Below are 25356 nucleotides of genomic sequence, written 5' to 3' on the forward strand. Positions count from 1 at the left end.
GCCGTCGTGATCGACGCGGGGCCGTCCCTCACGAGGGAACGGCCCTTATTCGTTCTTGATTGGTTTGCATGGTCGGCTGCAAAGCAAAGCAGATCTTCTTGGTTCACTTGGACGGTGCGCTTGCCTACATTGGGCGCTCCCTCAACCGAACGAGAAGATCCCTGTGAACGCTCTCCGCCGCACCGTCTCGCTGCTCGCCACCGCTGCCCTGCTCGGCGGCGCGATGATGCCCCTGGCCCATGCGCAGGGCTCGGTCACGCTGCTCAACGTGTCCTACGACCCGACGCGGGAGCTGTACCAGGACTTCAACACCGCCTTCGCCAAGTCCTGGAAGGCCAAGACCGGCGAGACCGTCACGGTGAAGAACTCGCACGGCGGCTCGGGCAAGCAGGCGCGCTCGGTGATCGACGGCCTGGACGCGGACGTCGTCACGCTGGCGCTGGCCTACGACATCGACGCGCTGTACGACCACGGCAAGCTGGTCCCGTCGGACTGGCAGAAGCGTCTGCCCAACAACGCCTCGCCCTACACCTCGACCATCGTGTTCCTGGTCCGCAAGGGCAACCCCAAGCACATCAACGACTGGCCGGACCTGGCCCGCAGCGGCGTGGACGTGATCACGCCCAACCCGAAAACCTCGGGCGGCGCGCGCTGGAACTACCTGGCGGCCTGGGCCTATGCGCTCAAGCAGCCGGGCGGCAACGCGGACTCGGCCAAGGCCTTCGTCAAGCGCATCTACGGCAACACCAAGGTGCTGGACTCGGGCGCCCGCGGCGCGACCACGACCTTCGTCGAGCGCGGCATCGGCGACGTGCTGATCGCCTGGGAGAACGAGGCCTATCTGGCGGTGAAGGAGCTGGGTCCGGACAAGTTCCAGATCGTGACCCCGAGCCTGTCCATCCTGGCCGAGCCGCCGGTGTCGGTGGTCGACAAGACCGTGGACAAGAAGGGCACGCGCAAGGTCGCCCAGGCTTATCTCGAGTACCTGTACTCGCCGGAAGGCCAGGAGATCGCCGCGAAGAACTACTACCGTCCGCGTGACGCGAAGGTCGCGGCGAAGTACGCCAAGCAGTTCGCGCCGGTGAAGCTGGTGACCATCGACGAGGTCTTCGGCGGCTGGCGCAACGCGCAGAAGACGCACTTCGACGATGGCGGCGTCTTCGACCAGATCAGCGCCGCGCGCTGATCCCTTCTGATCTCTCCGATTTCCTGTTTGTCTCCTCGGTCGATCTCGGACGCCGCCTGCGCGGCGTCAAAGGCAACCTGACCGTTCGCTCTCGCGAGCAGCCCTGCCAGGCCAGTCCTGGCGGGGCATTTTTTTCGTCCGGAGGCGGGCGGCCTCAGCCGCAGCACTTGGCGCCGGCGCGGCCAGCGGTGCCGCACGTCGTCGCCACCGGAGGAGGCACGCCGTTATCCACAGCCACGACCGGTGAAGCCCTGTGGACAGAGTTGTCCACAGCCGCCTTCGCGGCGGCTTCCTTGCGCTCGCTGTAGCGGTCGACGAGGTAGGGACCGAGATCGCGCGTGAGCAGCGTGAACTTGAAGAGCTCCTCCATCACGTCCACGACGCGGTCGTAGTAGGACGAGGGCTTCATGCGGCCTTCCTCGGTGAACTTGTCGTAGGCCTTGGCGACGGAGGACTGGTTGGGGATGGTCAGCATCCGCATCCAGCGACCGAGCACGCGCATCTGGTTGACCGCGTTGAAGCTCTGCGATCCGCCGCTGACCTGCATCACCGCGAGGGTCTTGCCCTGTGTCGGGCGGATGGCGCCGGAGCTCAGCGGGATCCAGTCGATCTGCGCCTTCATGACTCCCGTCATCGCGCCGTGACGTTCCGGCGAGCACCAGACCATGCCCTCGGACCAGGCGGCGAGCTCGCGCAGCTCACGCACCTTGGGATGCGTGTCGGCGGCGTCGTCAGGCAACGGGAGGCCGGACGGATCGTAGAGGCGGACCTCACCGCCCATCGCCTCCAGCAGCCGCGCGGCTTCCTGCGTCAACAGCCGGCTGTAGGAGCGCGCGCGCAGCGAGCCGTGGAGCAACAGGAAGCGCGGTCGGTGTGCCGCGGGCTCGCGCGGTGCGAGCCGATCCGGCGTCGGCACGTCGAAATGGTCGGCGACGAGCGCCGGGAAGCTGGGGGTCGGGTCAGACATGGCGGGATCCCTTCTCGTACCAGGATTGCGTGCGGTTCACGAGGGCGACGACGGCCAGCATCACCGGCACCTCCACGAGCACGCCCACCACGGTGGCCAGCGCGGCGCCGGAACGCAGGCCGAAGAGGCCGATCGCCGTCGCCACGGCGAGCTCGAAGAAGTTGCTCGCGCCGATCAGCGCGGACGGGCCGGCCACGTCATGCCGCACGCCCAGGGCGCGATTCAGCAGATAGGCGAGCGTCGAGTTGAAGGCCACCTGCAGCAGGATGGGCACGGCGAGCAGCGCGATGACCAGCGGCTGCGCGAGCACGCGCTCGCCCTGGAACGCGAACAGCAGCACCAGCGTCAGCAACAGCGCCGCGATGGAGAGCGGCCCCAGACGATCGACCACCGCCTGCAGCCGGTCGGCGCCGCGCGCGAGCAGCCAACGCCGCCAGATCTGCGACAGCAGCACCGGGATCACGATGTAGAGCAGCACCGAGATCGCCAGCGTGCCCCAAGGCACCACGATCGAGGACAGCCCCAACAGCAGCGCGACGATGGGCGCGAAGGCGACGAGCATGATCGCGTCGTTGAGCGCCACCTGCGACAGGGTGAAGTAGGGATCGCCGCGGCACAGTCGGCTCCAGACGAAGACCATGGCGGTGCAGGGTGCCGCGGCCAGCAGGATGAGGCCGGCGATGTAGCCGTCGATCTGGTCCGGCGGCAGCCACGGCGCGAAGACATGGCGCACGAAGATCCAGCCCAGCAAGGCCATCGAGAAGGGCTTCACCGCCCAGTTGATGAAGAGCGTGACGCCGATGCCGCGCGCCTGGGACTTCACCTGGCCGAGTGCCGCGAAGTCGATCTTCAGCAGCATCGGGACGATCATGATCCAGATCAGCACCCCGACCGGCAGGTTGACCTGCGCGATCTCCCAGCCGCCGACGGTCGACGCGACATCGGGCAGCAACTGCCCGATCACGACGCCGACGACGATGCACAGCGCGACCCACAGGCTCAGATAGCGCTCGAAGAAGCCGATGGCGGGCGGGCCGAGACCGCCGGCCGGCTTCTCCGTCAGCCCGCTCGCTACCACGGCGGCCGAATCGCGGGAGGCTGCTCGTGAGGTGATGTCGCTCATCTCAGGACTTCTCGATCTCGAGCAGGGCCTGGCGCAACTCGGCATCGCTCATGGTGTCGAGCGGCAGCTGCGCGAGCTGCAGCATCCGGGTGCCGATGGCCTGACGCGTGAGCTCGAAGGCGCGGGGGCGCTCGTCCTCGGGCGCGTTCGACGGATCCGGATAGCCCCAGTGCACCTGGACCGGGCCACCCGGCCAGTACGGGCACGGCTCGGCCGCGGCGCTGTCGCAGACGGTGATGACGACGCGCATCTCGGGCGCGTCGGTGCCGGAGAAGACATCCCAGCTCTTGCTGCCCAGGCTCGAGACATCGACGCCGGCGTGGCGCAACGCGTCGAGCGCATGGGGATTGATGCGGCCGCTCGGCGCGCTGCCGGCGCTGAAGGCGCGGAGGTCCTTGCCGAGCCGGGCGGCCCAATGGTTCAGCATCGCCTCCGCCAGCACGCTGCGGGCGGAGTTGTGGGTGCACAGGATGAGGATGTTCGTGGTCATCGGGGTCTCCGGATCTCGGTCATGGCCGCCAGCGTCATCAGCAGCAGGTCTTCGAAGCCGCGCCGTCGACGGCGCAGGACTCGCCCTGGCAGCAGTTCTCGGTCAGGTAGCCGAGCAGTGCGTTCATCCGGTCGTAGGCGGCGCGATAGATGAGGTTGCGGCTGGCGCGCTCCTGCGTGACCAGGCCAGAGGCGACCAGCTCCTTCAGGTGGAAGGACAAGGTCGCGGCCGGGACGCCGAGCCCCTCCTGGATCGCTCCGGGCGTCAGGCCGGACTCGCCGACGACGACCAGCGCGCGAAAGACCTGCAGCCGCAGCGGCTGCGCGAGCGCCCCGAGGGCCTTGACGACTTCGTTTTCTTCCATCTTTCCATTTTTATGGAAATGTTGATGGGAAGCAAGTCGTGGGGCCTTCGCGCCCAGGAAGAGGCGAGGGCTCCTCAGAGCGGCGCGGCCGCTTCCGGATAGAGGCCCGGCAAGAGGATCGGCAGGGCGTCCAGCGGCAAGGCCGCGTGGACCGCCGAATTGCGGCTCTCGGAGCTGACGATGCCATCGTCGAGCAGGCCCTTCAGCACGCGAGCCGCCGAGCGTGGCGGCATGCCGAGCAGCTGCTGGAACTCTCCTCGGCTCACGGGACCCGCCGCGAAGAGATGGAAAAGGATCAGGTCCATGCCCGGCCGATAGATCAGTTCCTTGCCCGGCTGGAGCCTGCGCACCGCGACCAGTTGAGCCAACCGCGTGCGCATGTTCGGCAGATCCAGCAACTTGCCCATGAAGGACACCTGGTCCATGCAGACGTCCAGGAAGAACCGGCACCACTGCGCCAACATGCGTTCGCTGAGATTGCCTCGACCATCGAGGTCGCCTTGGCGAGCCATGTCGGCCTCCGACAAGCGAGCGTAGTACTCGTCCCTGCGTCGCGCGAAGCCACGGTTCACCGACCACAAGCCTCCCGAGAGCTGCCACAGCGCCGCATGCGTTTGCAGCCGGGTCGCTCGGCCATTGCCATCGGCAAAGGGATGAATCCACGCCATGCGATGGTGCGCGCAGGCGACCACGCGGGGAAGATCGCACATGACCCAGCGTTTCGCATACGCCTGATCGAATCGGTCCAGAAACTTCGGCAGTGCGGCGTGGGTCGGCGGGTGGTGTCGATGCACGGCGACGTCGGTGGTCCGAACCGCGCCGGGCTCGATCAGCGTGCCTTCCTCGGACCGCCGGTCCGCTTCGTCCAGGCGCTCATAGAGCTCACGATGCGCCTGGATGGCGAAGGCGCTTCGCAGCGGATCCTCGCCGGCATCGACATGACGCTCAAGCGCTTCCTCGGCCCCGACATGCGCCAGTGCCAGGCGTTGACGGAAGGCGATGTCGGGCTGATCCGCGAAGCTGCGCGTCAACGCCTGCGCGATGTAGACGGGATGCGTGCTCTGCCCTTCGATCCGATTCGAGTAGTACGAGTTCATCGCCCGGACGAGGCCGCGAAGCGCGACCAGCATGCTGGGGTGAGCGCCCCCTCTCAGCAACAGCGAATCCCGCGCGATCTGGTCGCCCATCTCCCGCAACTCGCCAAGATGGCTCGCGCCGGGAAGCATCGGCTCGAATGGGTGAGGGGCGTCGTAGACGGTCACCTGTTGGGGCTTGACGGACATGTTTTGGCAGTCTATTTGGCAGACCGATTGGCAGACAGAATTCTCATTCAAATATATGTTTTTAAAGAAACTATCTCAATCTACAACTCAGAGAAATGTCAAATTTGGCAGACCATTTGGCGAGCTAAATGACTGACCGGCTGACTGCCGACGGGTCTTCCAGGGCACCTGCCTGACCGCGACGCAAGGGTCGTTCGCTGATCAACATCTGGCGACCATCCCCCCTCATCCTGCGCCAAGCAGTGACCAACTACCGCACTCGCACCTGTGGATAAGCTGAAGGGCCGATCTGCCGAGCAGTGGCCCCCTTATGCTGACCGCCGTGATCCGTCCCAGCCCGACACGCGTTCGCCGCTTCAACATCCCGCGTCCCGTCCTGGCGACCCTGGCCCTGAGCCTGGTCGCCGCGGCGCCGTGCGCGCGGGCGCAGCCGGCCGAGCCGGCGGTCACCAAGATCACCTGGCTCGCGTCCGATCACACACCGGTGATGACCGGCTCCGACGCCAGCGGCGTGACGAACCGGGTCGTGACCTACCTCGGCAAGCAATGGCCGCAGGTCCAGCATGAGATCGTCTTCGCCAACGCCAAGCGCAGCTGGCAGATGATCGAGAACGGCGACGAGGTCTGCCGCGCCAACATGGTCCGCACGCCGGAGCGCGAGAAGTCGGCCTACTTCATCAACACCCAGCTCACGCCGCCGCCTCAGCTCGTGGTGCGCCGCGACCGGCTCGCCAAGCTGCCGCGCAACGCCGCCGGCGAGGTCCTGCTCCAGCGGCTGTTCAGCGACACCCGTCTGCGTGGCGCGCTCATCGACGGCCGCAGCTACGGGCCCGCGCTCGACGAGGTGCTCGCCGCGCGGCCGGCCAACGGCGCCGTGTCGATGTACTCGCCCAAGGACTTCGGCGCGCGCATCCTGCAGATGATCAGCCTGGGCCGCGCCGATTACTCGATCGAGCAGGACATGGCCCTGGTCATGGCCGGCAACCCCAAGGATCTGGCCAGCGTGCCCATCCAGGGCGCCAGCGAACTGGTGATGGCCGGGATCGCCTGCCCGCGCACGCCCTGGGGGCTGGCGGCGATCCGCGGCATCGACCGCGCCTATGGCCGCCCCGAGGGCGCCGCCAACCTGCGCGAGGGCCTGATGCATTGGCTCACGCCCGAGACCAAGGCCCATTACGCCGCGCGCTTCGACGCGTTCTATCGCGAACGCGCCAAGCCCTCCCGCATCGACCCCTGAACCTTGATCGCGGTCGCGATCCCCGTGGCCATCGGGAACTCAGGCCGATCGCCGCCGAGCCGGGCTGTGGACAAGTGCCGCGCCGGGATCAGTCCTGCTGCTCGACGCGATTGCGACCGCCATCCTTGGCGCGGTACAGCGCCTGGTCGGCGCGGCCCAGCAGCTCCTCCACGCGCAGGTCCTCGACCCGCAGCGCGGTGACACCGAAGCTGGCCGTCAGCGCCACCGGCGGCGAGCCCGCCTGCAGCTCCAGCCCGCTCACCTCGATGTGCTGGCGCAGCCGCTCGACCAGGTGGGTCGCGTCTTCCAGCGAGGTCTGCGGCAGCAGCAGCGCGAACTCCTCGCCCCCCAGGCGACCGAGCAGATCCTGCTTGCGCACGATCTGCGCGCACAGCTGCACCAGCCGGCACAGCGCCGCGTCGCCGCGCGCATGGCCCAGCGTGTCGTTGATGCGCTTGAAGTGGTCGACGTCCATCATCACCAGCGACATCTCGAGCCCGTAGCGCCGGCTGCGCGCCAGCTCCGCCTCGGCATGCTCCAGGAAGCAGCGGCGGTTGGCCGCGCCGGTCAGCGCATCGGTCGTGGCCAGGCGCTGGAGCTCCAGCTCCAGCCGCTTGCGCTCGGTGAAGTCCACCAGCGTGCTCAGCACCGAGGCCGCGCCGTCGTAGACCACCGGCACCATGGACAGCAGCATCCACAGCTCCCCGCCATCGGCGGCCAGCAGGCAGACCTCCTCGCCCTGCAGCCGGCCCTCGTCGCGGAACTTCAGCTGCATGCGGTCGCGGTCCGCGGGATCCCGGTAGAAGCTGATCGCGGGCTTGCCGACCAGGTCGTCCAGCGGCCGGCCGACGATGTCCGCCGAGGGGCCGTTGGCGTAGACGATCAGCGCGTCGCGCTCGCGCGTGACCACCATCGGGATGGGCGCGTTGTCCAGCACCGCGCGCAGGCGCTCCTCGCTGTCGGCGAGCTCGCGGGTGCGCTGCGTCACGCGGCGCTCCAGGCTGGCGTTGAGCTCCTGCAGCTCCGCCACCAGCCGCGCGTTGTCCACCGCGTTGACCACGTTGGCGCAGAGCAGCTCCAGGAAGCTGACCCGCGCCTCGGTGAACACGCCCGCGGCGGCGGCGTTCTCCAGGTAGAGCGCGCCCACCGTCTGCCCCTGCTTGAGCAGCGGCAGCGCCAGCACCGAGCGCGGCGGCGCCGCGTGGTGCTGGAAGTAGTCCTCCATCGTCGCCAGGCCGCGCGCGTCCACGATCAACTCACGGCGGCCGTCGCGCAGCACGCGCGTCATCAGCGCCAAGGGCAGTTGGGCGCCGGCACGCTCCAGCGGCAGCTGTTCCAGCAGGTGCAGCCTGGGCTGATCGCCCAGCGTCGCCTCCGCCTGCAGCACCCAGCGCGTCGCGCCGGCCGGTCCGCTGGCCAGCACGATGGCCGCGCGCTGCGCGCCGGCGTTCTCGGCCACGACCTCCAGCAATCGACGCAGCAGGCGCGGCAGATCCGGCTGGCTGCTGATCGCCTGCACCGCCTTGGTCAGGCTGCTCAGGTCGGCCGCGTCCGGGCGCTCGCCGTCGAGCTCCACCCCCTCCTGTCCGTCGAAGAGCGAGGCCAGCGCCGAGTCCTCGAAGGCGCCCGACACCGGCGTCAGCGCCGGCACGCCCGCGCCACCCAGCGAGACCACGCCCCATCGTTTCCAGGCCTGCTGCGCGTGCAGCCGCGCATGCGCGGCGCGGACCGGCTCGCGGTCCTGCCACCAGGCGGCCTGCGCCCGCCACACGGCGGCGCTGTCCAGCGCCGTGCCGTGCGGGCCCTCGGCCGCCTCGATCGCGCGCTCCAGCAGCCGCTCGATCTCCTCGTCCGAGGCCTCGGCCAGCATCGCCTGCTGCGCCCGCAGCAGGGCGACGCGGTCATGCAGATGCCCCGGTCCCGCGTCCTGCCAGCGTTGCAGGCGCTGGAGCGCGTCGTCCTCCAGCGCCAGGTCGCGCTCGCCACCGGCCAGGGCCAGGCGCTGCGAGGCCCAGGCCGCGATGAACAGGAACAGCGACTGCGCATGCATGCCGCGACCCGCCGCGAAGAGACCGCGCGCCGCCTGCGCCTCGCGCAAGGCGGGCTCGGGCCGGTCGGCGGCGAAATGCAGCAGCGCCTGCCAGCCGTGCAGGAACATCAGGCCGGTCTGGTCCTGACGCTCGGCATAGGTGCGCGCGAAGGTCTCGGTGCCCTTGAGGCCCTGCTCCGGCAGCTGCGGCCGTTGCAGCGTCCTGACCAGTGCCAGCAGCACGTCCTCGTAGTCGGCGGCCACCGGCTGGCGCATCGCGCGCAGGCGCTGCGCATGCGTCTGCAGCTGCTCCTGCAGCACGGCCAGCGGGGCGCCGGAAAGGAAGGCATGCACGTCGTGGACGTAGAGCCCCAGCCCCGCGTGCCGCAGGTTGCCGAACTCCAGCCCGTTGCGATGCGTCTGCATCAGGCCGTCCATGCTCACCCGCAGCCCGTCGACCCAGTGGCTCAGGAAGGCGTGATACGAAAAGCCCGCATGCGCGAAGACCTGCATCCAGCCGTGGCGCTTGACCAGGTCCATGGACATGCGGCCGATGTCATGGGCGAAGCGGTAGTCGCCGAGGAACTCCGCGCACATCAGGCCCAGCACCGAGTACGCCGACAGCGCCTGCGGCACGTGGCCGTGGTCCACCATCAGCCGGACCTGGAACAGCGTCAGCAAGGGCAGCAGCGCCGGCCGCACGATGTAGGCCGCGGCGGTCATCTTCGCGGCGATGGACATCAGCAGCAGCCGCGCCTCGTCGCGCATGGGCTCGCGCGCGGCCAGGGTGTCCAGGCCGATCGCGACGACCTCCTTCTGCAGCTCCCCGAGCAGTCGCGCCACGTCGGCCATCGCGTCGGGGCCGGAGAGTTGCGGCAGCCGCGCGTTCAGCAGCAGGAAGAGCTCGAGGCCGAGATCCACCGTGTCGGCGAGCCGGCCCTGGGCATAGAAGGCCTCCATGCGGACCTCGAGCAGGCGGGCCCGCTCGGCGTTGTCCACGGCATCGGCGAGCGCGGACTCGAGCAACGCGTCCATGCGCGCGGGGCGGCCGGCGAGGTAGGCCATGCGCGCCGCGTGATGCAGCCATGCGCCGCGTCGCGGCGAGCGCGGCGCGAGCTCCAGCGCCAGCTCCGCGTAGTCGGCGGCGGGCTCGAAGGCCGCGGCATCCAGCGCCAGGCGCGAGGCCTCGGCGTTGAAGTCGGCCAGCGCGAGCCGCTCGGCCTCGTCCCTGCCTTCGCGCAGCAGCATGCGCGCGGCGTTGAGGTGATGCAGCGCGGTGTAGGGCAGCGGCGTGTCCGGATGCGCGGTGCGATGGCCGTCGCGCAACAGGCGGCCGATGCGCAGCTGCAGCGCGGGCCGCTGATCGGCGGCGATGCGTTGCAAGGCCGCTTCCTGCACGCGATCGTGCGCGAAGGCGTAGCGCACCGATTCGCTCGCCTGGCCTTGCAGCTGCGGCGCATAGCGGTAGAGGGCGCTGGCGGGCACCAGCAACTGCGCCTGCAGCGCGGGCAGCAGGTCGGTGGCGAGTTGATCGGCCGGCGCGTCCAGCGCCATCGCCAGGCTGTCCAGGCCGAAACTCGCGCCCAGCAAGGCGGCGACGCTCAGCGCCTGGCGCGTCGCGTCGGGCAGGCGCTCGAGCTGCTGGAGCATCAGCGCGACGACGTTGTCGGCCGTGCGCGTCGCCGCGATGCGCTCCAGCGCGTGATCCCAGCGCTGAGCGGAGGCGTCGTAGTGGATCAGCCCGCGGCGGACCAGGTCCTCCAGCAGCCGGCGCAGGAAGAAGGGGTTGCCCGCGGTCCGCGTCTGGCACAGGCGCGCGAGCTCGTCGAGCCCCGCGTCCTCCGCGTCCGCGTCGCGATGCAGGCTGTCGGCGAGCAACCGGCGCGTGTCGTCCAAGCCCAGCGGCCCGACGCGCAGCGAGCTGAAGCGCTCGCCGATCTGCTGGCGCAGCTCGGCCAGCTCCTGCGCGATCGGATGACCGGGCGGGATCTCGTTGTCGCGATACGCGATGACGAACAGCGTGTGGCGCAGCGACGCGTCGCTCAGGCATTCGCGCAGCAGGCGGCGCGAGGCGCGGTCGGCCCATTGCCAGTCGTCGAGGAACAGCGTCTGCGGCTCGCCCTCGCGCGCGAGCGCGGCGAAACCCTGGCTGACGCTGCGCAGGAACCGGTTCTCGGCCTCCGCGGGACCGACCGCCACCAGCGGCGCGACGGCGCCCAGCAGCGGTGCCAGCTCGGGCAGCGCCTGCGTCAGCAGACCGGCGTTGGCGCCGAGGCGATCGCGCAGGCGTTCACGCCACAGGACTTGCTGCTCGTCCGGCAGCGCCAGCACCTGCGCGGCGCGTTGCGCCAACAGATGGAGCAGCGGTCCGTAGGGGCGGTCCTGGCCGTACTGGTTGAACTTGGCGGCGGCGAAGTGCCCGCGCTGCGCGAGCAGGCTGCGCTGCGCCGCCAGCACCAGCGCCGTCTTGCCGATGCCGGAGAAGCCCGCGACGGCGACCAGTCCGGCGCCCGTCGGGAAGCCCTGCGCGGCGTCGTCGAAAGCCTGCGCGATCTGGGCCTGCGCGACCTCGCGGCCATAGAGGCGGCCGCTGGGCTGGAAGCGCACCGCGGCGTCGCCGCGTCCCGGCTCGAAGCCCGGCAGGCCGCGGCCCTGTTCCAGCGCCGCGAGACAGATCTGCAGGTCCTGGCGCAAGGCCTGGTGGCTCTGGTACCGGCCTTCAGGCTCCTTGTGCAGACAGTGCGCGACGACCTGCGCCAGCGGCGCGAAGACCTGGTGGTTGCGTGTCGTGGCCATCGGCGCGGCAAGCGCCAGATGCGCGTGCACGGCGCGCGCCGGATCATCGATGTTGAAGGGCGGCGCGCCCGTCAAGGCTTCGAGCAGCGTGGCGCCCAGGCTGTAGAAGTCGGCGCGGTAGTCGACATCGCGGCTCATGCGGCCGGTCAGTTCCGGCGCCAGGGTCGCGAGCGAGGCCTCGATCAGCTCGGCCCGCTGGACCAGCGGGCGCTCGCGCTCGATCTCGGCGGCCAGACCGAGGTCGGCGATCAGCACCCGCCCCGGTTCGCGGCCCGCGCCCGGCAGCAGCAGGATCTTGCCGGGTCCGAGATTCCTGTGGATCAGTCCATGGCCGTGCAGGTGCTGCAGGCCGGTGATGAGGTCCAGCGCGATGCGCAGCAGCTCCTCGTTGTCCAGCGTGCCGCGCGCGATGCGGTGGCGCAGCGTCTCGCCGCCGAAGTCCGGCAGCACCAGCGCGGGCCGGCGTTCATGCTCGATGAGGGCTTGAGGGCAGAGGATCAACGCCGGATCGAGGCGTCGCGCGAGATCGAATTCGCGGCGCAGTCGCGCCACGGCGGTGGGATCCGCCCGGGCATCGCGCAGGCGCTTGAGCAGCGCGGTGCCGCCCTGGCCGTCGCCGACGCGGACGACCTCGCTCCGTCGACCCTGGTGGAGCGTGCGCTCCGCCTGCCAGGCACCCGCGGCGGCCGTCTCCCACGCTCGTCTGTCCGTCATCCCATCCCGCTCTTTGTTGATCGGTGAATGTAACGGCTGGCCGTGGCAGGTTCGCGTCAACGCGGCGTCAAACCTGGGCCCAAAGCCCCGGGGAAGCGGGAGAAAGTGACAGTCCGGCGGCCCGTCGTGGCGCCGGCGGCACAGCAGGTCCGGTCGGCGTGTCACCTTGGCGCCAGCGTTCCCTTGAGCCGCCGCGCGGCGCGGGCGGGACGGGCGGACCGATCGGCAGGTCCGAACGACCGACCGACCGGGGCTCGCGCGGGGATGCTCAGGCGCTCGCGGTCTTCGCGCGATCCGTCGCGCGGTCGGCGCGGATGCGCAGCAGCAGCGCCGCGGCCGAGGTCAGGACCGCGAGACCACAGACGCCGCGCCAGCCCAGGGCCTGCAGCGACAGCGAGCCCAGCCAGGCGCCGGTGGCCATGCCGATGAACATCGCGCCGATCAGCACGGCGTTGAGGCGGCTGCGCGCCGGCGGCTCCAGGCCGTAGACGATGCTCTGGTGAGCGACCAGGCAGGACTGGACGCCGAGGTCGAACAGCACGGTACCGGCGACCAGGATCCACAGGTTGCTCGGCAGCAGGCCCATGCCGAGGAAGGAGACCAGCACCAGGGTCGCGCCGAGCCGGATCACGGAGCGGGCGCCGCGCTTGTCGGCGACGCGTCCGGCCAGCGGCGCGGCGAGCGCGCCGGCAGCCCCGGCCAGGCCGAAGGCACCGGCCGCCGCGCTGCCCAGGTTCAGCGACTGGTGCAGCATCACGGCCAACGTCGACCAGAAGGCGCTGAAGCCGACCGCCAGCAGCGCCTGTGTCGCGGCCGCGGTGCGCAAGGCCGGGTAGCGGCGCGTCAGCGTGAGCATGGACCGCAGCAGCTCGCCATAGGGCATCGGGCTGGCGGGTGGCATCCTGGGCAGGCCGCGCTGCAGCATCAGGCCGAGTCCGAGGATGCTCAGCGCCGCGATGCCGAACACCCAGCGCCAGCCGAACTGCTGCGCCAGCGTGCCGCTGACGACACGCGACAGCAGGATGCCGAGCAGCAGTCCCGTCATCACGGTGCCCACGGTCTGGCCGCGTTGCGCATCGGGCGCGAGCGTCGCGGCCGCGGGCAGCAGGTCCTGCGCGAGTGACGCGGTGATGCCGATGAGCACGCTGGCCAGGCACAGCGCGACCAGGTTGGGCGAGAACGCGGCCACGATCAGCGCGAACAACAGGGCAGCGCTCTTGAACGCGATGAGACGGCGCCGCTCGATGCGGTCGCCCAGCGGAGCGAGCAGCAGGATCGCCGCGGCGTAGCCGAGCTGGGTGAGCGTCGGGATCAGGCCGATCTGCGAGGCGCTGGCGCCGAACTCGGTCGACAGCAGACCCAGCATCGGCTGCGCGTAGTACAGCGGCGCGACCGAGAGTCCGGCCCCCACCGCCAGCAGCAGCACCAGCGCGCGCGACATCGGCGCGGCAGGCGTGGCGGTGGTCGGGGCGGGAGAGGTGGCGGGCGGAGAGGCGCTCATGGGGAACCAAGCAAAGGCGCGATTGTCCGCGCGCCCATCGCGCTCGTGGGCGAACCGTGGCGATGGGCTTCGATCGGCAAGGGGCTTCGCATCCGGCCTCACGGAATGACCAAGGCGTGCATGAATTCGACCCACTTCGGTCATTGATGCCCCCCGCGGACCGTCTCAAAGTGCCCCCTTTTTCCTCTCAGGAGCTCGAGATGACGCGTCCCTCTTCCCCTGGTTTCCCTCTCGCGCGTCGACGCGGCGCGTGGCTCGCGCTGCTCGGCATCGTGCTGCTGAGCGCGTGCTCGTCGGGTCGATGGCTGCGCGACGGCACCTCGCCGACCGAGACCGAACGCGACCTGTTCGATTGCGAGCGCGAGGCGGCGCGCATGTATCCACCGGCGGTGGTGACCGAGCAGCGCTATGGGGGACAGTCGTCCGAGAAGACGAAGTGCACGAAGAAGGGGGAGGTGCTCGACTGCAGCACCACGACCACGCCGGCCTACTCCTCGACCGTGGACGCGAACGAGGATCGGCGCCTGCGCGCGCAGGGCTCCTGCATGCGCGGCCGCGGCTACTGGTGGCAGGAAGACCGCTGAGGCGGTCACCTCGCTTCGATGAGGAACCCGGCCCGCGGGAGGCGGCCCCGGTTCATGGCGCTGTGGACAACTCAGCTGCCGTACTTGATCGAACAGCCGTAGGGCCGCGTGCTGGCCTGGCTGATCTTCTTGCCGGCGGCGAGCTCGCCCAGCGCCGTTTTCACGTAGGGGTCGGCCTTGGCGATGTCGTCGACCTTCGCGGTGGCGATGCTGTCGATGCCGCCCTTGTAGACCAGCACGCCCTGTGGATTGACGATGAACAGGTGCGGCGAGGTCTGCGCGCCATAGGCCTTGCCGATCTGGCCGCTCGGGTCGAGCAGGGTGTGGGTCGGGGCGGCGCCGCGTTCCTGGTTCAGCCTGATCGCGGTCGGTCCGTCGACGAAGCCCTGCTGGCCCGGCGCGGACGAGATCACCTGCAGCCATACGACGCCGTGCGCGGTCGCGTCCTTCTGCAGCGCCGGGATGTTGCCGCTGCCGTAGTGCTTGCGGACGTACGGGCACTCGTGATTGGTCCACTCGAGCACGACGGTCTTGCCCTTGAGGCTGTCCAGCGTGAGTGTCTTGCCCTCCGCGGTGGTCGCGCTGAAGGCGGGCGCTGGATGGTCGATCTGCGCCTGGGCATGGGCGATGCCGGCGATCGACCACGAGGCGACCAGGGCCGCGGCGGCGATCAGGGACCGGCGCGACAGGGCGCGCGCGGCGCCGGAGAACGAAGCGGGGATCGATGCGGTCTTCATGTCGAGGAGCTCCTGGAGGTGGTGGGCGGGCTGGCCGGGCTGGCGCGTGATCGCGCGATCACGTGGCACCGGCTTGCAAGGCCGAGACGACGATGCCGGGCGTCAACAGCTGCGGCAGCACCTGCGCGTCGCTGCCGATGCCGGCCGGATAGAACAGGTAGAGCGGCACGCCGCTGCGCTGGTGCCGCCGAAGCAACTCGGTGATGCGCGGGTCCTGGCGCGTCCAGTCGCCTTTCAGATAGGTCACGCCCTTGGCGGCGAAGGCGTCCCGGACGTCGGCTGTGGACAAGGCGACGCGCTCGTTGACCAGACAGGTGATGCACCACGACGCGGTGAGATTCACGAACACGGGCTTGCCTTGCGCGCGCAGCGCGGCGAGGCGCTCCGGTGAATAAGGTTCGAACTCGGCTTGCGCGGCGCCCGCAGGATCGCCGCCTTCCCGCATGGCCCCGGGGTTCCGGGGCGAAGCGACGTCTGTGGACAAGTTGTCGCTCGCGGCCATCGGCAACAAGCTCGCCGTCGCGAGCATGGCGGCGATCGCACCGCCGGCACCCGTCCACCGCCAGCCCGCGGAAGCCCGCCGACTCACGCGCCTGAGCCAGGCGGCGAGTGCGAGCATCCCCATGCCTGCCAGGGCCAGGAGGACCCCCGCCGGTCCCGCCTGCTGCGCCAGCACCCACACCAGCCAGATCGCGGCGGCGAACATCGGGAAGGCCAGCCCCTGCTTGAGCACCTCCATCCATCGACCCGGGCGCGGCAGGCCCCGCTGCAGGGCCGGCCACCAGGCCAGCGCCAGATACGGCAATGCCAGGCCCAAGCCCAGCGAGAGGAACACTGCGAACAGCGGCACCGGCGACTGCGCCAGCGCATAGGCCATCGCCGCGCCCATGAAGGGCGCGGTGCAAGGGGTCGCGACGACGGTCGCTAGAACGCCGGTGAAGAAGCTGCCGCTCAGGCCGGATCGGCTCGCGAGCCCGTTGCCCATGCCGGCGAACCCCGCGCCGATCTCGAGCACGCCCGCCAGCGACAGACCCAGCACGAACATCAACCACGCGAGCGACAGCACGAAGATCGGCGACTGGAACTGGAAGCCCCAACCGACGCCGCTCCCGGCCGCGCGCAACGCGAGCAGGGCCGTCGCCAGCGCCGCGAACGCGACGAGCACGCCGGCCGTGTAGGCCAGACCTTGCCGGCGGTGCTCACGCGGCTCGCCATGCAGAAAGCCCAGGGCCTTGATCGCCAGCACCGGGAAGACGCAAGGCATCAGGTTGAGGATCAGCCCGCCGACGAGCGCGAGTCCCATCGCTGTCCACAAGCCCAAGTTGTCCACACCCGCGGCGGTGGCGGACGTCGCCGATGTCGCCGCGCCGCCGGTCACCGTCGGGTGCACCGTCCAGGCCCGGCCGTCCACCAGCAGCAGGCCTTCGATCGGCTGGCCCGCCTGGGCCGGTTGCTCACCGACCGGCATGCGCAGGTGCCAGTCATTACCTGCGCGGGTCAGCGCCGGCTTGGCGGCATGCTCGATGCGGCCCCAATCGTTCGGCAGGAACAGCGCCTGCCGGATATCCACAGGACCGGGGGCTTGAGCCGGCCAGCTCAGCGTCATCTCACGACCGTCGATGCGCGCGCTCACCGGATAGGGCACGGCGACGGGCAGCGCGGCTCGCGCACGGGCCAGGGTGTCGGCCTCCGACGAGTCCATGGCCCGGGCCGCCACCGGCAGCACGAGGGTCAAGGTCGCCTGTTGGGGAATGCACGCCTCGCGGCAGACCAGCCAGGTCGCCTCGGCCGACAGCGTCGCGCTTCCTCCTGGGGTCAGGTCTTGTGGCAGCCGGACCTCGGTGAGCAGGAGCGCCCGATCCTCGTAGCCATAGTTCGTGATCGGTCCGACATCGAAGCGCTTCGGCGCTGGCCAGAGGATGTCGCCGGCCTGCGCGCCTGTGGGTAACTTCCACTCGATGCTCGTGGGCTGACCGGAGTCGCCCGGATTCCGCCAGTACGTGTGCCAATGCGGCGCGATCCGCTGCTCCAGCGCCAGCAACACGGTCTGCCCCGGGACCACGCGCGACGAGGCGCTGATCAGGCGCACCTGCACTTCATCCGTGGCCGAACGGTCCGACGGCGAGATCCGCGCCGAGGCCGATGACATCGAGGCATTCGGCGCTTGCGCGACCGCGGCCGTGCTCATGCACAGGGTCGCGGCCGCCGCGACCGCGAGGTGGGTGGACCTGGGTGGCATGGCCGCGATGCTAGGCCTTGGCCGACGCCCCTCGCAAGGCATCGGACTTCGGGGATTGCAGCCGCGCCTTCCTTGTTTCCTTACCGAAAGGAAAACCAGGTTCCGGGATCGCGGAGGTCCGTGATTCGAGGCGTCCGTGACGAGGCGATCGGCTCATGGCGCCGACCTCTCGGACGCGGGTCGTCGCGATGCGGGGACAAGGCAGCGACTCGTGCCACCTGTGGAAAACCGCGAGCAAAAACGGGGGAGGTCCTTCGACAAGGACCCGAGAACCCAGAAACGAGGCGCGAAAAATGTCCACAGCCTGTCAGCCCCTGACAAACGGGATGCAGGGGACCGTTGGGGAAAACGTCGAAAAACGGGGAGACCCCAAAAAACGGCCAGGGGCATCTCGCGTCCACACCGGCGTCCGACGCCGGTCCGCTCGAAAAAATGTCCAGAGGCTGACAGCCCCTGACAGTCGACAGAGGGCGGCAACGCGGGATACCGGACCCAGCCCCGAAAAACAGCGGAGACCCGGTCCGGCGAAAAAATCGATCTCAACCCGGCATGTCCGGTTCGACCAGTTGCGTGAGCAGCAGCAGCGACTCCTGCCAGCCCAGATGGCAGGCCGCTTCCGGGATCACGTCCGGAATGCCTTCCTGGGTCACCTGCATCGCCGTCCCGCAGAAGACCGGCTTGAGCTCGATGGTCGTGACCATCTCCCCGGGCAGGTTCACGTCGTCGAAGCGGCTCGTGTAGCGCAGCCGGCTGCCGGGTTGGAGCTCCAGGTACTCGCCGCCGAAGGTGTGCTGCGCGCCCGCCGCCAGGTTGGTGAACGACATGCGCCAGCTGCCGCCGACCCGCGGATCCATGTGATGCATGGTGCCGGTGAAGCCGTGCGGCGGCAGCCATTTGCACATCGCGGCCGGGTCGGTGAAGGCGCGGTAGATGCGCTCGGGCGGCGCCTTGAGCACGCGATGCAATCGGAGGGTGAAGGGCATCGAAAGTCTCCCGTTCAGGGGCTCGCGCGTCGCGCGGGCGGAAGGCCGACCATAGTCCGCGATCGTGTCGGGCGCGAGTCTCCGCGCCCCTGACAGGGAATCCCCGAAGCGGGCGCCGGCCGGCGCTCGACGGCGAAGCTCGGCGCCCGCCAGGCGTCAGCGGGAGGCCTCGCCCGTCCACACGCGCATGACGCGATACGGCGGCCGGCCCTCGTCGGCCCCCCCGGTGAAGGCGGGCGTCTTGTGGAGCTGGTTCACCGAGATGTAGAGCCAGGGCGAGTCGCCCAGGTGCACGCTGTCGGGCCAGTCCAGGCGCGGATCGCGCGCCAGCGGGGTGAGCTTGCCGTCCGGATTGAGCTGGTCGATGCCGCCCTCGTTGAGGTTGGTGAAGAAGTGGCGACCGCGCTTGTCCGTCGCGGCGCCGTCGGAGACCGGCTTCGGCCCGACGCGCCGGATGGCGTCGCCGATCCGGGCATCGCTGGCGCCGTCGCGCAGCAGCTGGGCCGGCAGGGCGTACCAGGTCTTGCCGTTCATCGCGCCGAAGAACAGGGTCTCGCCGTCGGCCGACAGGCTGATCGGATTCACCGCCACGTTCGCCGGTTTGCCCTGGAACTGGATGGGCCGGCCCGCGATCACCATCGGGGCCTCGGGTTCGGCCTGCAAGGCGGGGTGACCGCCGAATCGCCGCGCCTTGCCGGTGGACATCTCGACGGCGATCAGTCCCGGGTTGGCGATGTCAGCCAGGAAGATCCAGCCGTGGCGGTCATCGACCACCAGATCCTGGACGAAGCTCCCCTTGGGCGCGACATCCGGTGGCAGGACGATGAGATGGGTGCGCCGCCCTTGCGCCGCATCGAAGGCCCAGAGCCGGGTCTTGCCCAGGTTCAGGCCCATGTCCACGATCCACACCCGGCCGCGGCCGTCGAGCGCGATGCCCAGTGGCGTGTCGATGCGGTCGTCGCTGGCTGGACGGGTGCCGCGCTGGAGTTCGACGTTGGGCCAGGGCCGGTAGGCGTCGCGGCCGGTGATCTCGATGAGCTGGGCCGAGGCCGGCGCGCCCAGCGGGTGGACGGTGGCGAAGAGTCGACCACCGGGGCCGGGCGTCACGTTGCCGGGACGGATCGGCAGCTCGGCGACGACTTCCAGGTCGCCGGGCTGGGCGGCCTGCGTCGGCGGGGCCAGCACGGCCGCGATCGCGAGCATCGAGGTGGTCAGGACAGCGCGCAGCGGCGCGTTCCGCGAAGGGGAGGGGAGGGCGGTCATCGGTCGCTCCTCGCTCATCGGCGAGGCCTGGTTGGGGGAAGCGATGAGTCTTCCGCAGCAGGCCTCGGCAATGAACCGGCGCGCGATTGAACCTGCTTCAACCGACGCTTGAAGGCCGGTGCGGATCCGCCCCTGTGGACAAGTCCCTCAGATCGAGAACGACCACTCCAGGATGCTGGCGCGGGCGGGCCGGCGCTCGCGCGCGGCGCGGGCCCGCGCCGATTCGACCCAGCGCTTGGCCAGCGGGAAGGGACCGAAGCCCGACTCGCTGTTGATATGTCCGACCAGGCCGATGTTGCTGTAGCTGCTGCCCCAGCGCGTGGCCCAGCGCAGCGCGCTCGCGGCGCTCATCCAGGGATCGTTCTGGCTGGCGATCAGCGCGGTCGGCCGGCCCAGCCGCTGATGCGGCAGGCTCTCGGCCAGACCGAACTTGTCGGGCTCGGCCGGCGCGACGAACAGCGCCTCCCGCACCGGCGAGTCCGGATGCTGATGCAGGTGATGCGCCAGCGCCAGGCAGCCGAAGCTGTGGGCCACCGCGATCCATTCGCCGGGGCCGGCGTTCTCCAGCCGCGACTGGATGCGCTCCGACCAGCGCTCCAGCTCCGGATGGCTGAAATCACGCTGGCGCACCCGGTGGGCGTCGCGGTACTGCTGCTCGAGCCAGGTCTGCCAATGCGCCGGGCCGCTGTCGTGCAGGCCCGGGATGATCAGCAGGCGCGGCTCGGCGTCGCCGTTGCGCCGTGCGGCGCGGTGCGGATAGAGCGCCATGGCGATCTCCTCGGCGCCTCAGAGGGTGGCGATCGACACCTCGGTCGACTTGACCAGGGCGACGACTTCCTTGCCGACCGTCAGCTGCAGCTCCTTGACCGAGCGCGTGGTGATCACCGACGTGACCACCAGGCCGCCGGCGGTCTGGACATCGACCTCGGACACGACCGGGCCTTCGATGATCTCCTTGATCGTGCCGCGGAACTGGTTGCGGACGTTGATGGCGGTGATGCTCATGCGGGGGCTCCCCTGAATGTGGTGGCGCCCAGCTTAGGCAGCGGTCCTCATCCGGCGAACGAAGGGCTGCGACCATCCACATGCGACCGCCTCATAAGCGCCAGGCCGCCCGTAAAGCCCCGGTAAACGGATCCGCCACGCGCCCGGCCGCCGGGATTGCCCGTTGATGGCTGTCATCGAGCGACATGCACAATGCGCGATCCCCTGCCCGGCGGACCGCCGGCGCTCGTCCCTCGATCGGGTTCCAAGTCATGAACAAATCGTTTGCGCGCGGCGTCGCCGCGCTGTCGCTCCTGGCCGCCTGCTGCGGTCAGGCCTTCGGTTTCGGCGCCGTCGGCCACAACACGGTCGGCGAGATCGCCGCCCAGCTGATCCAAGGCCATCGCGCCGACGCCGAGGTCAAGCGCATCCTGGGCAAGGTCTCGCTGCGCGACATCGCCGTCTGGGACGACTGCGTCAAGGGCATCGACACCGGCAACGGCTTCAAGTACGCCGTGACCGGCCGCTTCCACGAGTGCGCCGTCTTCGAGAACGATCCCGAGGAGGAAGCCCGGATGCGCGACTACGTCCAGCGCAACTTCGAGCAGTGCGATCCCAAGCCGGGCGAGGAGTCCTGCAACAAGCAGTACCACTACTCGAACGTCGCCATCCAGCGCGGCCGCTACGTCGCCGGCGCGATCGGCACCAGCGATCACGACATCGTCGCGGCGCTGAAGGCCGCGGTGCTCGTGCTCAAGACCGGCAAGCAGACCCCGCCGATGAACTTCAACGAGCGTGACGCGCTGGCGCTGATCGTCCATGCGCTGGGCGACATGCATCAGCCGCTGCACATGGGCTCGCTCTACCTGGACGCGGACGGCAAGGCCTATGACCCCGACACCCAGGGCAACGATGCGCAGACCCACACGGTTGGCGCGAACGCGATCACGCTGCCCAAGCCGGACGGCACGCCGGGCGGCAACCTGCACAGCTACTGGGATGGCATGCCCGGCCGCCTGAGCCCGGCCCAGCTGGCCGCCATGCCGGCCCTGGCCAAGGACGTGCCGCCCTCGACCGGCAATCCCGACGACTGGCCGGTGCAGTGGGCGAGCGAATCGCTGCTGGGCGCCCGCGACGCCTTCGACGGCATGAGCTTCGGCGCCCGCCAGCAGAGCCTGCGCGGTCCGCGCTGGCTGGCCACGCCGCCGGCGAACTACGACGCGCGCAGCCTGGAGCAGACCCGGCTGAACGTCATCAAGGGCGGCGCCCGTCTGGCGCAACTGCTGGAGACCATCTGGCCAGACAAGAAGTAAGCCTTCAGACGAAGCCTGAGAGCCCCGCCGATGCGGGGCTTTTTTTCGTCCAAACGCGCCCGAAAGACCGTCACAAGGCCTCCCAGGATCGTCCAACAGCCGTTTTCGAACCCTCCTACACCCTGTGCAAAGAGCTGTGGAGGCGGCTTGAACAACCGCAGGCTTATCCACAGCCGAGCGGCGCCGCCGGAAGTTGTTGTCGATCCGTCCCCGCGTTGCACCGGGTCCGGCGCACAGGGTTGAGGCAATCACAAGTACTTGAATTGAAAACAGAAATGGCACTTGTCCACAGGAAGTGCCAAACACCTACTAACACGACCAGAGAGATATTCAACATCAAGGAATAAGAAAAGCGGGCGTGTCACACTTCCGGGATGTCTGCTTCTCCCTCACCTCTCTTCACCGCTTCCGCGGGGTTCGAGTCGGCCTGCCAGATCGATGCGCTGCCGCCCGGACACCGCAGCCGGGGTCTGCATGGCCACAGCTACCTGGCCACCGTTCGTGCCGAGTTGCCCACAGGCTGGGCGCCCTTCCCAGGGTCCGAAGTCCATGCGCTGCGCGATTGCCTCGAGCGCTGCATCGCACCGCTGGACCATGCGCTGCTCAACCAGCACATCACCCAGCCGACGGACGAGAACATCGCCCGCTGGATCCGACATCGCCTCGAGACCGAGTTCCAGGTCCCCGGCATCACCCAGGTCGGGATCCAGAGCACCGCGAACTCCGGTGTCGATCTGGACGCCAACGGCCACGCCCATGTCTGGCGCCGTTACCGCTTCCAGGCCGCGCACCAACTGCCCAACGTCCCGATGGGCCACAAGTGCGGCCGGATGCACGGCCACGGTTTCGAACTGATCCTCCACGCGAATCAGGATCTGGGCGAACGCGACCTGAGCATCGACTACGACCACCTCGACGAGCTCTGGGCGCCGTTCCACGCGCAGCTGAACTACCAGTGCCTCAACGAGATCGAGGGCCTGTCGAATCCGACGAGCGAGCTGATCTCCTCCTGGCTGTGGAGCAAGCTCAAGCCGCAACTGCCCGAGCTGAGCTGGGTCACCGTCTACGAGACCGGCTCCAGCGGCGCCAACTTCGACGGCGAGCGCTACCGGATCTGGAAGGAATTCACCCTGGACAGCGCGGTCAAGCTGGCCCGCGCGCCGGCCGGTCATCAGCTCGCCGGCATCCACGGCCACACCTTCACGCTGCGCCTGCACCTGAGCGCGCCGCTGGACCAGGTCTACGGCTGGGCGATGGACTTCAGCGACGTGAAGATGCTGTTCGATCCGATCTTCAAGTCGATGGACCACCACCCGCTGCATGAGCTCGCGGGACTGCCGGACGCCGACACGGCCAGCCTGGCCGCCTGGGTGCTCCAGCACGCGAAGGCGCAGCTCGAGCCGCTCGAGCGCGTCGACCTCTACGAAACCCGCGGGAGCGGGGCGATCGTCAGCCACGGCCCGATCGAGGAGCTGATCCCGGTATGACCTACGCCGTCAAGGAAATGTTCTACACGCTGCAGGGCGAGGGCGCGCAAGCCGGCCGTGCGGCCGTGTTCTGCCGCTTCGCCGGCTGCAACCTCTGGAGCGGCCGCGAGCAGGACCGTGCCACGGCCGTCTGCAGCTTCTGCGACACCGACTTCGTCGGCACGGACGGTCAGGGCGGGGGCAAGTTCGCCTCGGCCGATGCGCTTGCCGAGGCGATCGACGCCAAGTGGCCCAAGGATGACCACGGCCGCAAGACCGGCACGCCCTACGTGGTCTGCACGGGCGGCGAACCGCTGCTGCAGCTGGACGGGCCGCTGATCACGGCGCTCAAGGCGCTGGGTTTCGAGATCGCCGTCGAGACCAACGGCACGCAACCCGCGCCGGAAGGTCTGGACTGGATCTGCGTCAGTCCCAAGGCCGACGCCGAGATCGTGCTGAAGACGGGCAACGAGCTGAAGCTGGTTTATCCACAGCCGCTGGCGATGCCGGAGCGTTTCGAGGGCTTGGCCTTCGAGCACTTCTTCCTCCAGCCCATGGACTCGGTGCTGCAGAAGCAGAACACCAAGGCGGCGGTGGCGTATTGCATGGACCACCCGCAATGGAAGTTGTCCATCCAGATGCACAAGGTCGTCGGCATCGACTGAGGACGGCGGCGCGGTCCTCCGGTCGTCCACAGGCTTGTCCCCCGCGAAGGGACCGCTAATCGATCCGGGGCCGCGCTGTAAAGCCAACAAAGCTGTGGAAAACTTTTTGACAAGGCCCTGCTTTTCCACAGCCGCATCGAGATCCGACGGCTTGTTGTCATCTCGTCCCAGCGCTTAGAGGCCCTCCGCGCACAGCGTTTTCATCGACGCAAGTCCTTGTCTGAATTGAACAATCTGGACTTGTCCACAAAAACCGGCGCCCTCTACCAACATGACCAAGGAGTTATATAAAACCTTGATGTTGAAAAGAGAGGCGAGAAAAAAACCGGGCGCGTTGCTGCAACACCCGAAAGCAACACGCTCGGCTTGAGCCGGAACCGGCCCGCTTGCACACTGCGGTCCCATGGACATCGAAGAGCTGCAACTTCGCCTGCGCCGCTTCGCCGCGGCAAGGCACTGGGATCCGTACCTGACCCCGAAGAACCTGGCGATGGCGCTGGTCGTCGAGGCGGCAGAGCTCGTCGAGATCTTCCAGTGGCAGACGCCCGAGCAGTCGCTGCAGCTGGACGAGCCCACGCGTCAGCACCTGGGCGAGGAGATCGCCGATGTGCTGCTGTACCTGTTGCAGATCGCGGACCGCGCCGGCGTCGACGTGCCGCAGGCGGTCGAACGCAAGCTGGTGATGAACGCCAGGAAGTACCCCGAACCCACCGCATGAAGCGCACGATCGCCGTCATTGACTTCGAGACCACCGGCAACTCCCCGCAGGGCGGCGGTCGCGCCACCGAGATCGCCGCCGTGCTGCTGCGCGACGGCGAGATCGTCGGCCAGTACCAGAGCCTCATGAACACCGGGGCGTGGATCCCGCCGATGATCGAACGCCTCACCGGCATCAGCAACGAGATGCTCGAGGACGCTCCCGATGCGGCCCGCGTCATGCGCGAGGTGGCCGAGTTCACCGCCGACTGCGGCTTCGTCGCGCACAACGCGAGCTTCGATCGCGGCTTCTGGCTGCATGAGCTCGATCGCGCGGAGGTCGCGCCGCGTGTCGCGCCCGAGTTCGCGTGTACCGTGAAGCTGGCTCGCCGGCTCTATCCGGAATCGCCCAACTGCAAGCTCGGCACGCTGGCGCGCTATCACCGGTTGCCTGACAACGGCCGCGCGCACCGGGCCCTTGCCGACGCGATGACGACGGCCCAGCTCGTGCAGCGGATGCAGCGCGACATCGGGCTCGAACTCGTCGAATTTCTCGGCGAACTGAGCGTCGAGCACGAGCTGCTGCTGCGATTGCAGGCCGTGGCGCGTCCCCAATGGCACAAGGCCGCGACCGGATACGCCCGTGATCTGCGCCGCCATCTGCAGGACTCGTTGGTCTGATCGCGAACATCGAAGGGGCCGGGCGAGAGTCCGACACCATCGATCAAAAGCAGGT

General features: G+C 69.1%; 21 protein-coding genes. 8 read left to right on the top strand and 13 right to left on the bottom strand.

Going from position 1 to position 25356, the window contains the following annotated elements; genetic code table 11:
* The first annotated feature begins 223 nt into the window (after positions 1–223).
* Positions 224–1186 carry a sulfate ABC transporter substrate-binding protein gene (locus tag MCHT01_RS14335; RefSeq protein ID WP_067066086.1) on the top strand — a complete coding sequence of 321 codons (963 nt, stop codon included), beginning with the start codon at positions 224–226 and terminating at the stop codon, positions 1184–1186.
* Positions 1187–1340: 154 nt separating this feature from the next.
* Here the strand turns inward: MCHT01_RS14335 and arsH are convergent, their stop codons facing one another.
* From arsH to MCHT01_RS14360, 5 genes are all read right to left on the bottom strand, one after another.
* Positions 1341–2153, bottom strand: a complete 813-nt coding sequence (gene arsH / locus MCHT01_RS14340) for an arsenical resistance protein ArsH (protein WP_084452638.1) — start codon at positions 2151–2153, stop codon at positions 1341–1343.
* Positions 2146–3276, bottom strand: a complete 1131-nt coding sequence (gene arsB / locus MCHT01_RS14345) for an ACR3 family arsenite efflux transporter (protein ID WP_084452640.1) — start codon at positions 3274–3276, stop codon at positions 2146–2148. Before arsB ends, arsH begins: the two co-directional genes overlap by 8 nt.
* Position 3277: 1 nt before the next feature.
* On the bottom strand, positions 3278–3766 hold the full coding sequence (locus MCHT01_RS14350; RefSeq protein WP_067066023.1) for an arsenate reductase ArsC: 489 nt from the start codon (positions 3764–3766) through the stop codon (positions 3278–3280).
* 37 nt (positions 3767–3803) lie between these two features.
* Positions 3804–4130 (bottom strand): ArsR/SmtB family transcription factor, encoded by a 327-nt coding sequence (locus tag MCHT01_RS14355; RefSeq protein ID WP_067066024.1) that lies wholly within the window; start codon positions 4128–4130, stop codon positions 3804–3806.
* A gap of 74 nt (positions 4131–4204) precedes the next feature.
* The gene (locus MCHT01_RS14360; protein WP_067066025.1) at positions 4205–5413 is read right to left on the bottom strand and encodes a Fic family protein; all 1209 of its coding nucleotides are present in this window, start codon (positions 5411–5413) and stop codon (positions 4205–4207) included.
* Between the two features lie 310 nt (positions 5414–5723).
* Here MCHT01_RS14360 and MCHT01_RS14365 point away from each other — a divergent pair, with 310 nt between their 5' ends.
* Positions 5724–6650, top strand: a complete 927-nt coding sequence (locus MCHT01_RS14365; RefSeq protein WP_067066026.1) for a TIGR02285 family protein — start codon at positions 5724–5726, stop codon at positions 6648–6650.
* Positions 6651–6738: 88 nt separating this feature from the next.
* Here MCHT01_RS14365 and MCHT01_RS14370 read toward each other — a convergent pair whose 3' ends face one another.
* Positions 6739–12189 (bottom strand): diguanylate cyclase, encoded by a 5451-nt coding sequence (locus MCHT01_RS14370; protein WP_067066027.1) that lies wholly within the window; start codon positions 12187–12189, stop codon positions 6739–6741.
* 268 nt (positions 12190–12457) lie between these two features.
* On the bottom strand, positions 12458–13690 hold the full coding sequence (locus MCHT01_RS14375; protein ID WP_067066028.1) for an MFS transporter: 1233 nt from the start codon (positions 13688–13690) through the stop codon (positions 12458–12460).
* A gap of 200 nt (positions 13691–13890) precedes the next feature.
* Between MCHT01_RS14375 and MCHT01_RS14380 the strand changes: the two genes are divergently transcribed.
* Positions 13891–14274, top strand: a complete 384-nt coding sequence (locus MCHT01_RS14380; protein WP_067066029.1) for a hypothetical protein — start codon at positions 13891–13893, stop codon at positions 14272–14274.
* A gap of 71 nt (positions 14275–14345) precedes the next feature.
* Here the strand turns inward: MCHT01_RS14380 and MCHT01_RS14385 are convergent, their stop codons facing one another.
* The 6 genes from MCHT01_RS14385 to MCHT01_RS14410 all read right to left on the bottom strand — a co-directional run bounded on the left by MCHT01_RS14385 (position 14346) and on the right by MCHT01_RS14410 (position 20501).
* On the bottom strand, positions 14346–15011 hold the full coding sequence (locus MCHT01_RS14385) for a redoxin domain-containing protein (RefSeq protein WP_067066030.1): 666 nt from the start codon (positions 15009–15011) through the stop codon (positions 14346–14348).
* A gap of 58 nt (positions 15012–15069) precedes the next feature.
* Complete coding sequence (locus MCHT01_RS14390; RefSeq protein ID WP_067066031.1) at positions 15070–17199, bottom strand: protein-disulfide reductase DsbD family protein; 2130 nt, start codon at positions 17197–17199, stop codon at positions 15070–15072.
* A gap of 590 nt (positions 17200–17789) precedes the next feature.
* Positions 17790–18233, bottom strand: a complete 444-nt coding sequence (locus MCHT01_RS14395; RefSeq protein WP_067066032.1) for an SRPBCC family protein — start codon at positions 18231–18233, stop codon at positions 17790–17792.
* 156 nt (positions 18234–18389) lie between these two features.
* The gene (locus MCHT01_RS14400; protein WP_148661533.1) at positions 18390–19496 is read right to left on the bottom strand and encodes an L-dopachrome tautomerase-related protein; all 1107 of its coding nucleotides are present in this window, start codon (positions 19494–19496) and stop codon (positions 18390–18392) included.
* Between the two features lie 147 nt (positions 19497–19643).
* On the bottom strand, positions 19644–20264 hold the full coding sequence (locus MCHT01_RS14405) for an RBBP9/YdeN family alpha/beta hydrolase (protein ID WP_067066033.1): 621 nt from the start codon (positions 20262–20264) through the stop codon (positions 19644–19646).
* Between the two features lie 18 nt (positions 20265–20282).
* Positions 20283–20501, bottom strand: coding sequence for a TOBE domain-containing protein (locus tag MCHT01_RS14410; protein WP_067066034.1), 219 nt, complete (start codon positions 20499–20501; stop codon positions 20283–20285).
* Positions 20502–20752: 251 nt separating this feature from the next.
* On the opposite strand from MCHT01_RS14410, the gene MCHT01_RS14415 reads away from it, so the two are divergent.
* The 5 genes from MCHT01_RS14415 to MCHT01_RS14435 all read left to right on the top strand — a co-directional run bounded on the left by MCHT01_RS14415 (position 20753) and on the right by MCHT01_RS14435 (position 25301).
* Entirely contained in the window at positions 20753–21793 is a 1041-nt protein-coding gene (locus MCHT01_RS14415; protein WP_067066035.1) for a S1/P1 nuclease, read from the top strand.
* A gap of 374 nt (positions 21794–22167) precedes the next feature.
* Positions 22168–23280 (top strand): 6-pyruvoyl trahydropterin synthase family protein, encoded by a 1113-nt coding sequence (locus MCHT01_RS14420; RefSeq protein WP_067066036.1) that lies wholly within the window; start codon positions 22168–22170, stop codon positions 23278–23280.
* Complete coding sequence (queE, locus tag MCHT01_RS14425; protein WP_067066037.1) at positions 23277–23924, top strand: 7-carboxy-7-deazaguanine synthase; 648 nt, start codon at positions 23277–23279, stop codon at positions 23922–23924. The genes MCHT01_RS14420 and queE overlap by 4 nt, the downstream gene beginning before the upstream one ends.
* Positions 23925–24327: 403 nt before the next feature.
* Positions 24328–24642 carry a nucleotide pyrophosphohydrolase gene (locus MCHT01_RS14430; RefSeq protein ID WP_067066038.1) on the top strand — a complete coding sequence of 105 codons (315 nt, stop codon included), beginning with the start codon at positions 24328–24330 and terminating at the stop codon, positions 24640–24642.
* Positions 24639–25301 carry a 3'-5' exonuclease gene (locus MCHT01_RS14435; RefSeq protein ID WP_067066039.1) on the top strand — a complete coding sequence of 221 codons (663 nt, stop codon included), beginning with the start codon at positions 24639–24641 and terminating at the stop codon, positions 25299–25301. The genes MCHT01_RS14430 and MCHT01_RS14435 overlap by 4 nt, the downstream gene beginning before the upstream one ends.
* Positions 25302–25356: the final 55 nt, after the last annotated feature.

The sequence above is a fragment of the Mitsuaria chitosanitabida ATCC BAA-476 = NBRC 102408 genome (genome assembly GCF_001598255.1).
Classification (GTDB): Bacteria; Pseudomonadota; Gammaproteobacteria; order Burkholderiales; family Burkholderiaceae_C; genus Roseateles; species Roseateles chitosanitabidus.

Excerpts from the sequence above, each read along its gene's own strand:
- MCHT01_RS14430 (WP_067066038.1), top strand. The coding sequence starts at position 24,328 with ATGGACATCGAAGAGCTGCAACTTCGCCTGCGCCGCTTCGCCGCGGCA.
- arsB (WP_084452640.1), bottom strand. The coding sequence starts at position 3,276 with ATGAGCGACATCACCTCACGAGCAGCCTCCCGCGATTCGGCCGCCGTG.
- MCHT01_RS14370 (WP_067066027.1), bottom strand. The coding sequence starts at position 12,189 with ATGACGGACAGACGAGCGTGGGAGACGGCCGCCGCGGGTGCCTGGCAG.
- MCHT01_RS14385 (WP_067066030.1), bottom strand. The coding sequence starts at position 15,011 with ATGAAGACCGCATCGATCCCCGCTTCGTTCTCCGGCGCCGCGCGCGCC.
- MCHT01_RS14350 (WP_067066023.1), bottom strand. The coding sequence starts at position 3,766 with ATGACCACGAACATCCTCATCCTGTGCACCCACAACTCCGCCCGCAGC.
- MCHT01_RS14410 (WP_067066034.1), bottom strand. The coding sequence starts at position 20,501 with ATGAGCATCACCGCCATCAACGTCCGCAACCAGTTCCGCGGCACGATC.
- queE (WP_067066037.1), top strand. The coding sequence starts at position 23,277 with ATGACCTACGCCGTCAAGGAAATGTTCTACACGCTGCAGGGCGAGGGC.
- MCHT01_RS14405 (WP_067066033.1), bottom strand. The coding sequence starts at position 20,264 with ATGGCGCTCTATCCGCACCGCGCCGCACGGCGCAACGGCGACGCCGAG.
- MCHT01_RS14365 (WP_067066026.1), top strand. The coding sequence starts at position 5,724 with ATGCTGACCGCCGTGATCCGTCCCAGCCCGACACGCGTTCGCCGCTTC.
- MCHT01_RS14395 (WP_067066032.1), bottom strand. The coding sequence starts at position 18,233 with ATGCCCTTCACCCTCCGATTGCATCGCGTGCTCAAGGCGCCGCCCGAG.
- MCHT01_RS14390 (WP_067066031.1), bottom strand. The coding sequence starts at position 17,199 with ATGAGCACGGCCGCGGTCGCGCAAGCGCCGAATGCCTCGATGTCATCG.
- MCHT01_RS14380 (WP_067066029.1), top strand. The coding sequence starts at position 13,891 with ATGACGCGTCCCTCTTCCCCTGGTTTCCCTCTCGCGCGTCGACGCGGC.
- MCHT01_RS14415 (WP_067066035.1), top strand. The coding sequence starts at position 20,753 with ATGAACAAATCGTTTGCGCGCGGCGTCGCCGCGCTGTCGCTCCTGGCC.
- arsH (WP_084452638.1), bottom strand. The coding sequence starts at position 2,153 with ATGTCTGACCCGACCCCCAGCTTCCCGGCGCTCGTCGCCGACCATTTC.
- MCHT01_RS14335 (WP_067066086.1), top strand. The coding sequence starts at position 224 with ATGATGCCCCTGGCCCATGCGCAGGGCTCGGTCACGCTGCTCAACGTG.
- MCHT01_RS14435 (WP_067066039.1), top strand. The coding sequence starts at position 24,639 with ATGAAGCGCACGATCGCCGTCATTGACTTCGAGACCACCGGCAACTCC.
- MCHT01_RS14360 (WP_067066025.1), bottom strand. The coding sequence starts at position 5,413 with ATGTCCGTCAAGCCCCAACAGGTGACCGTCTACGACGCCCCTCACCCA.
- MCHT01_RS14375 (WP_067066028.1), bottom strand. The coding sequence starts at position 13,690 with ATGAGCGCCTCTCCGCCCGCCACCTCTCCCGCCCCGACCACCGCCACG.
- MCHT01_RS14420 (WP_067066036.1), top strand. The coding sequence starts at position 22,168 with ATGTCTGCTTCTCCCTCACCTCTCTTCACCGCTTCCGCGGGGTTCGAG.
- MCHT01_RS14400 (WP_148661533.1), bottom strand. The coding sequence starts at position 19,496 with ATGACCGCCCTCCCCTCCCCTTCGCGGAACGCGCCGCTGCGCGCTGTC.
- MCHT01_RS14355 (WP_067066024.1), bottom strand. The coding sequence starts at position 4,130 with ATGGAAGAAAACGAAGTCGTCAAGGCCCTCGGGGCGCTCGCGCAGCCG.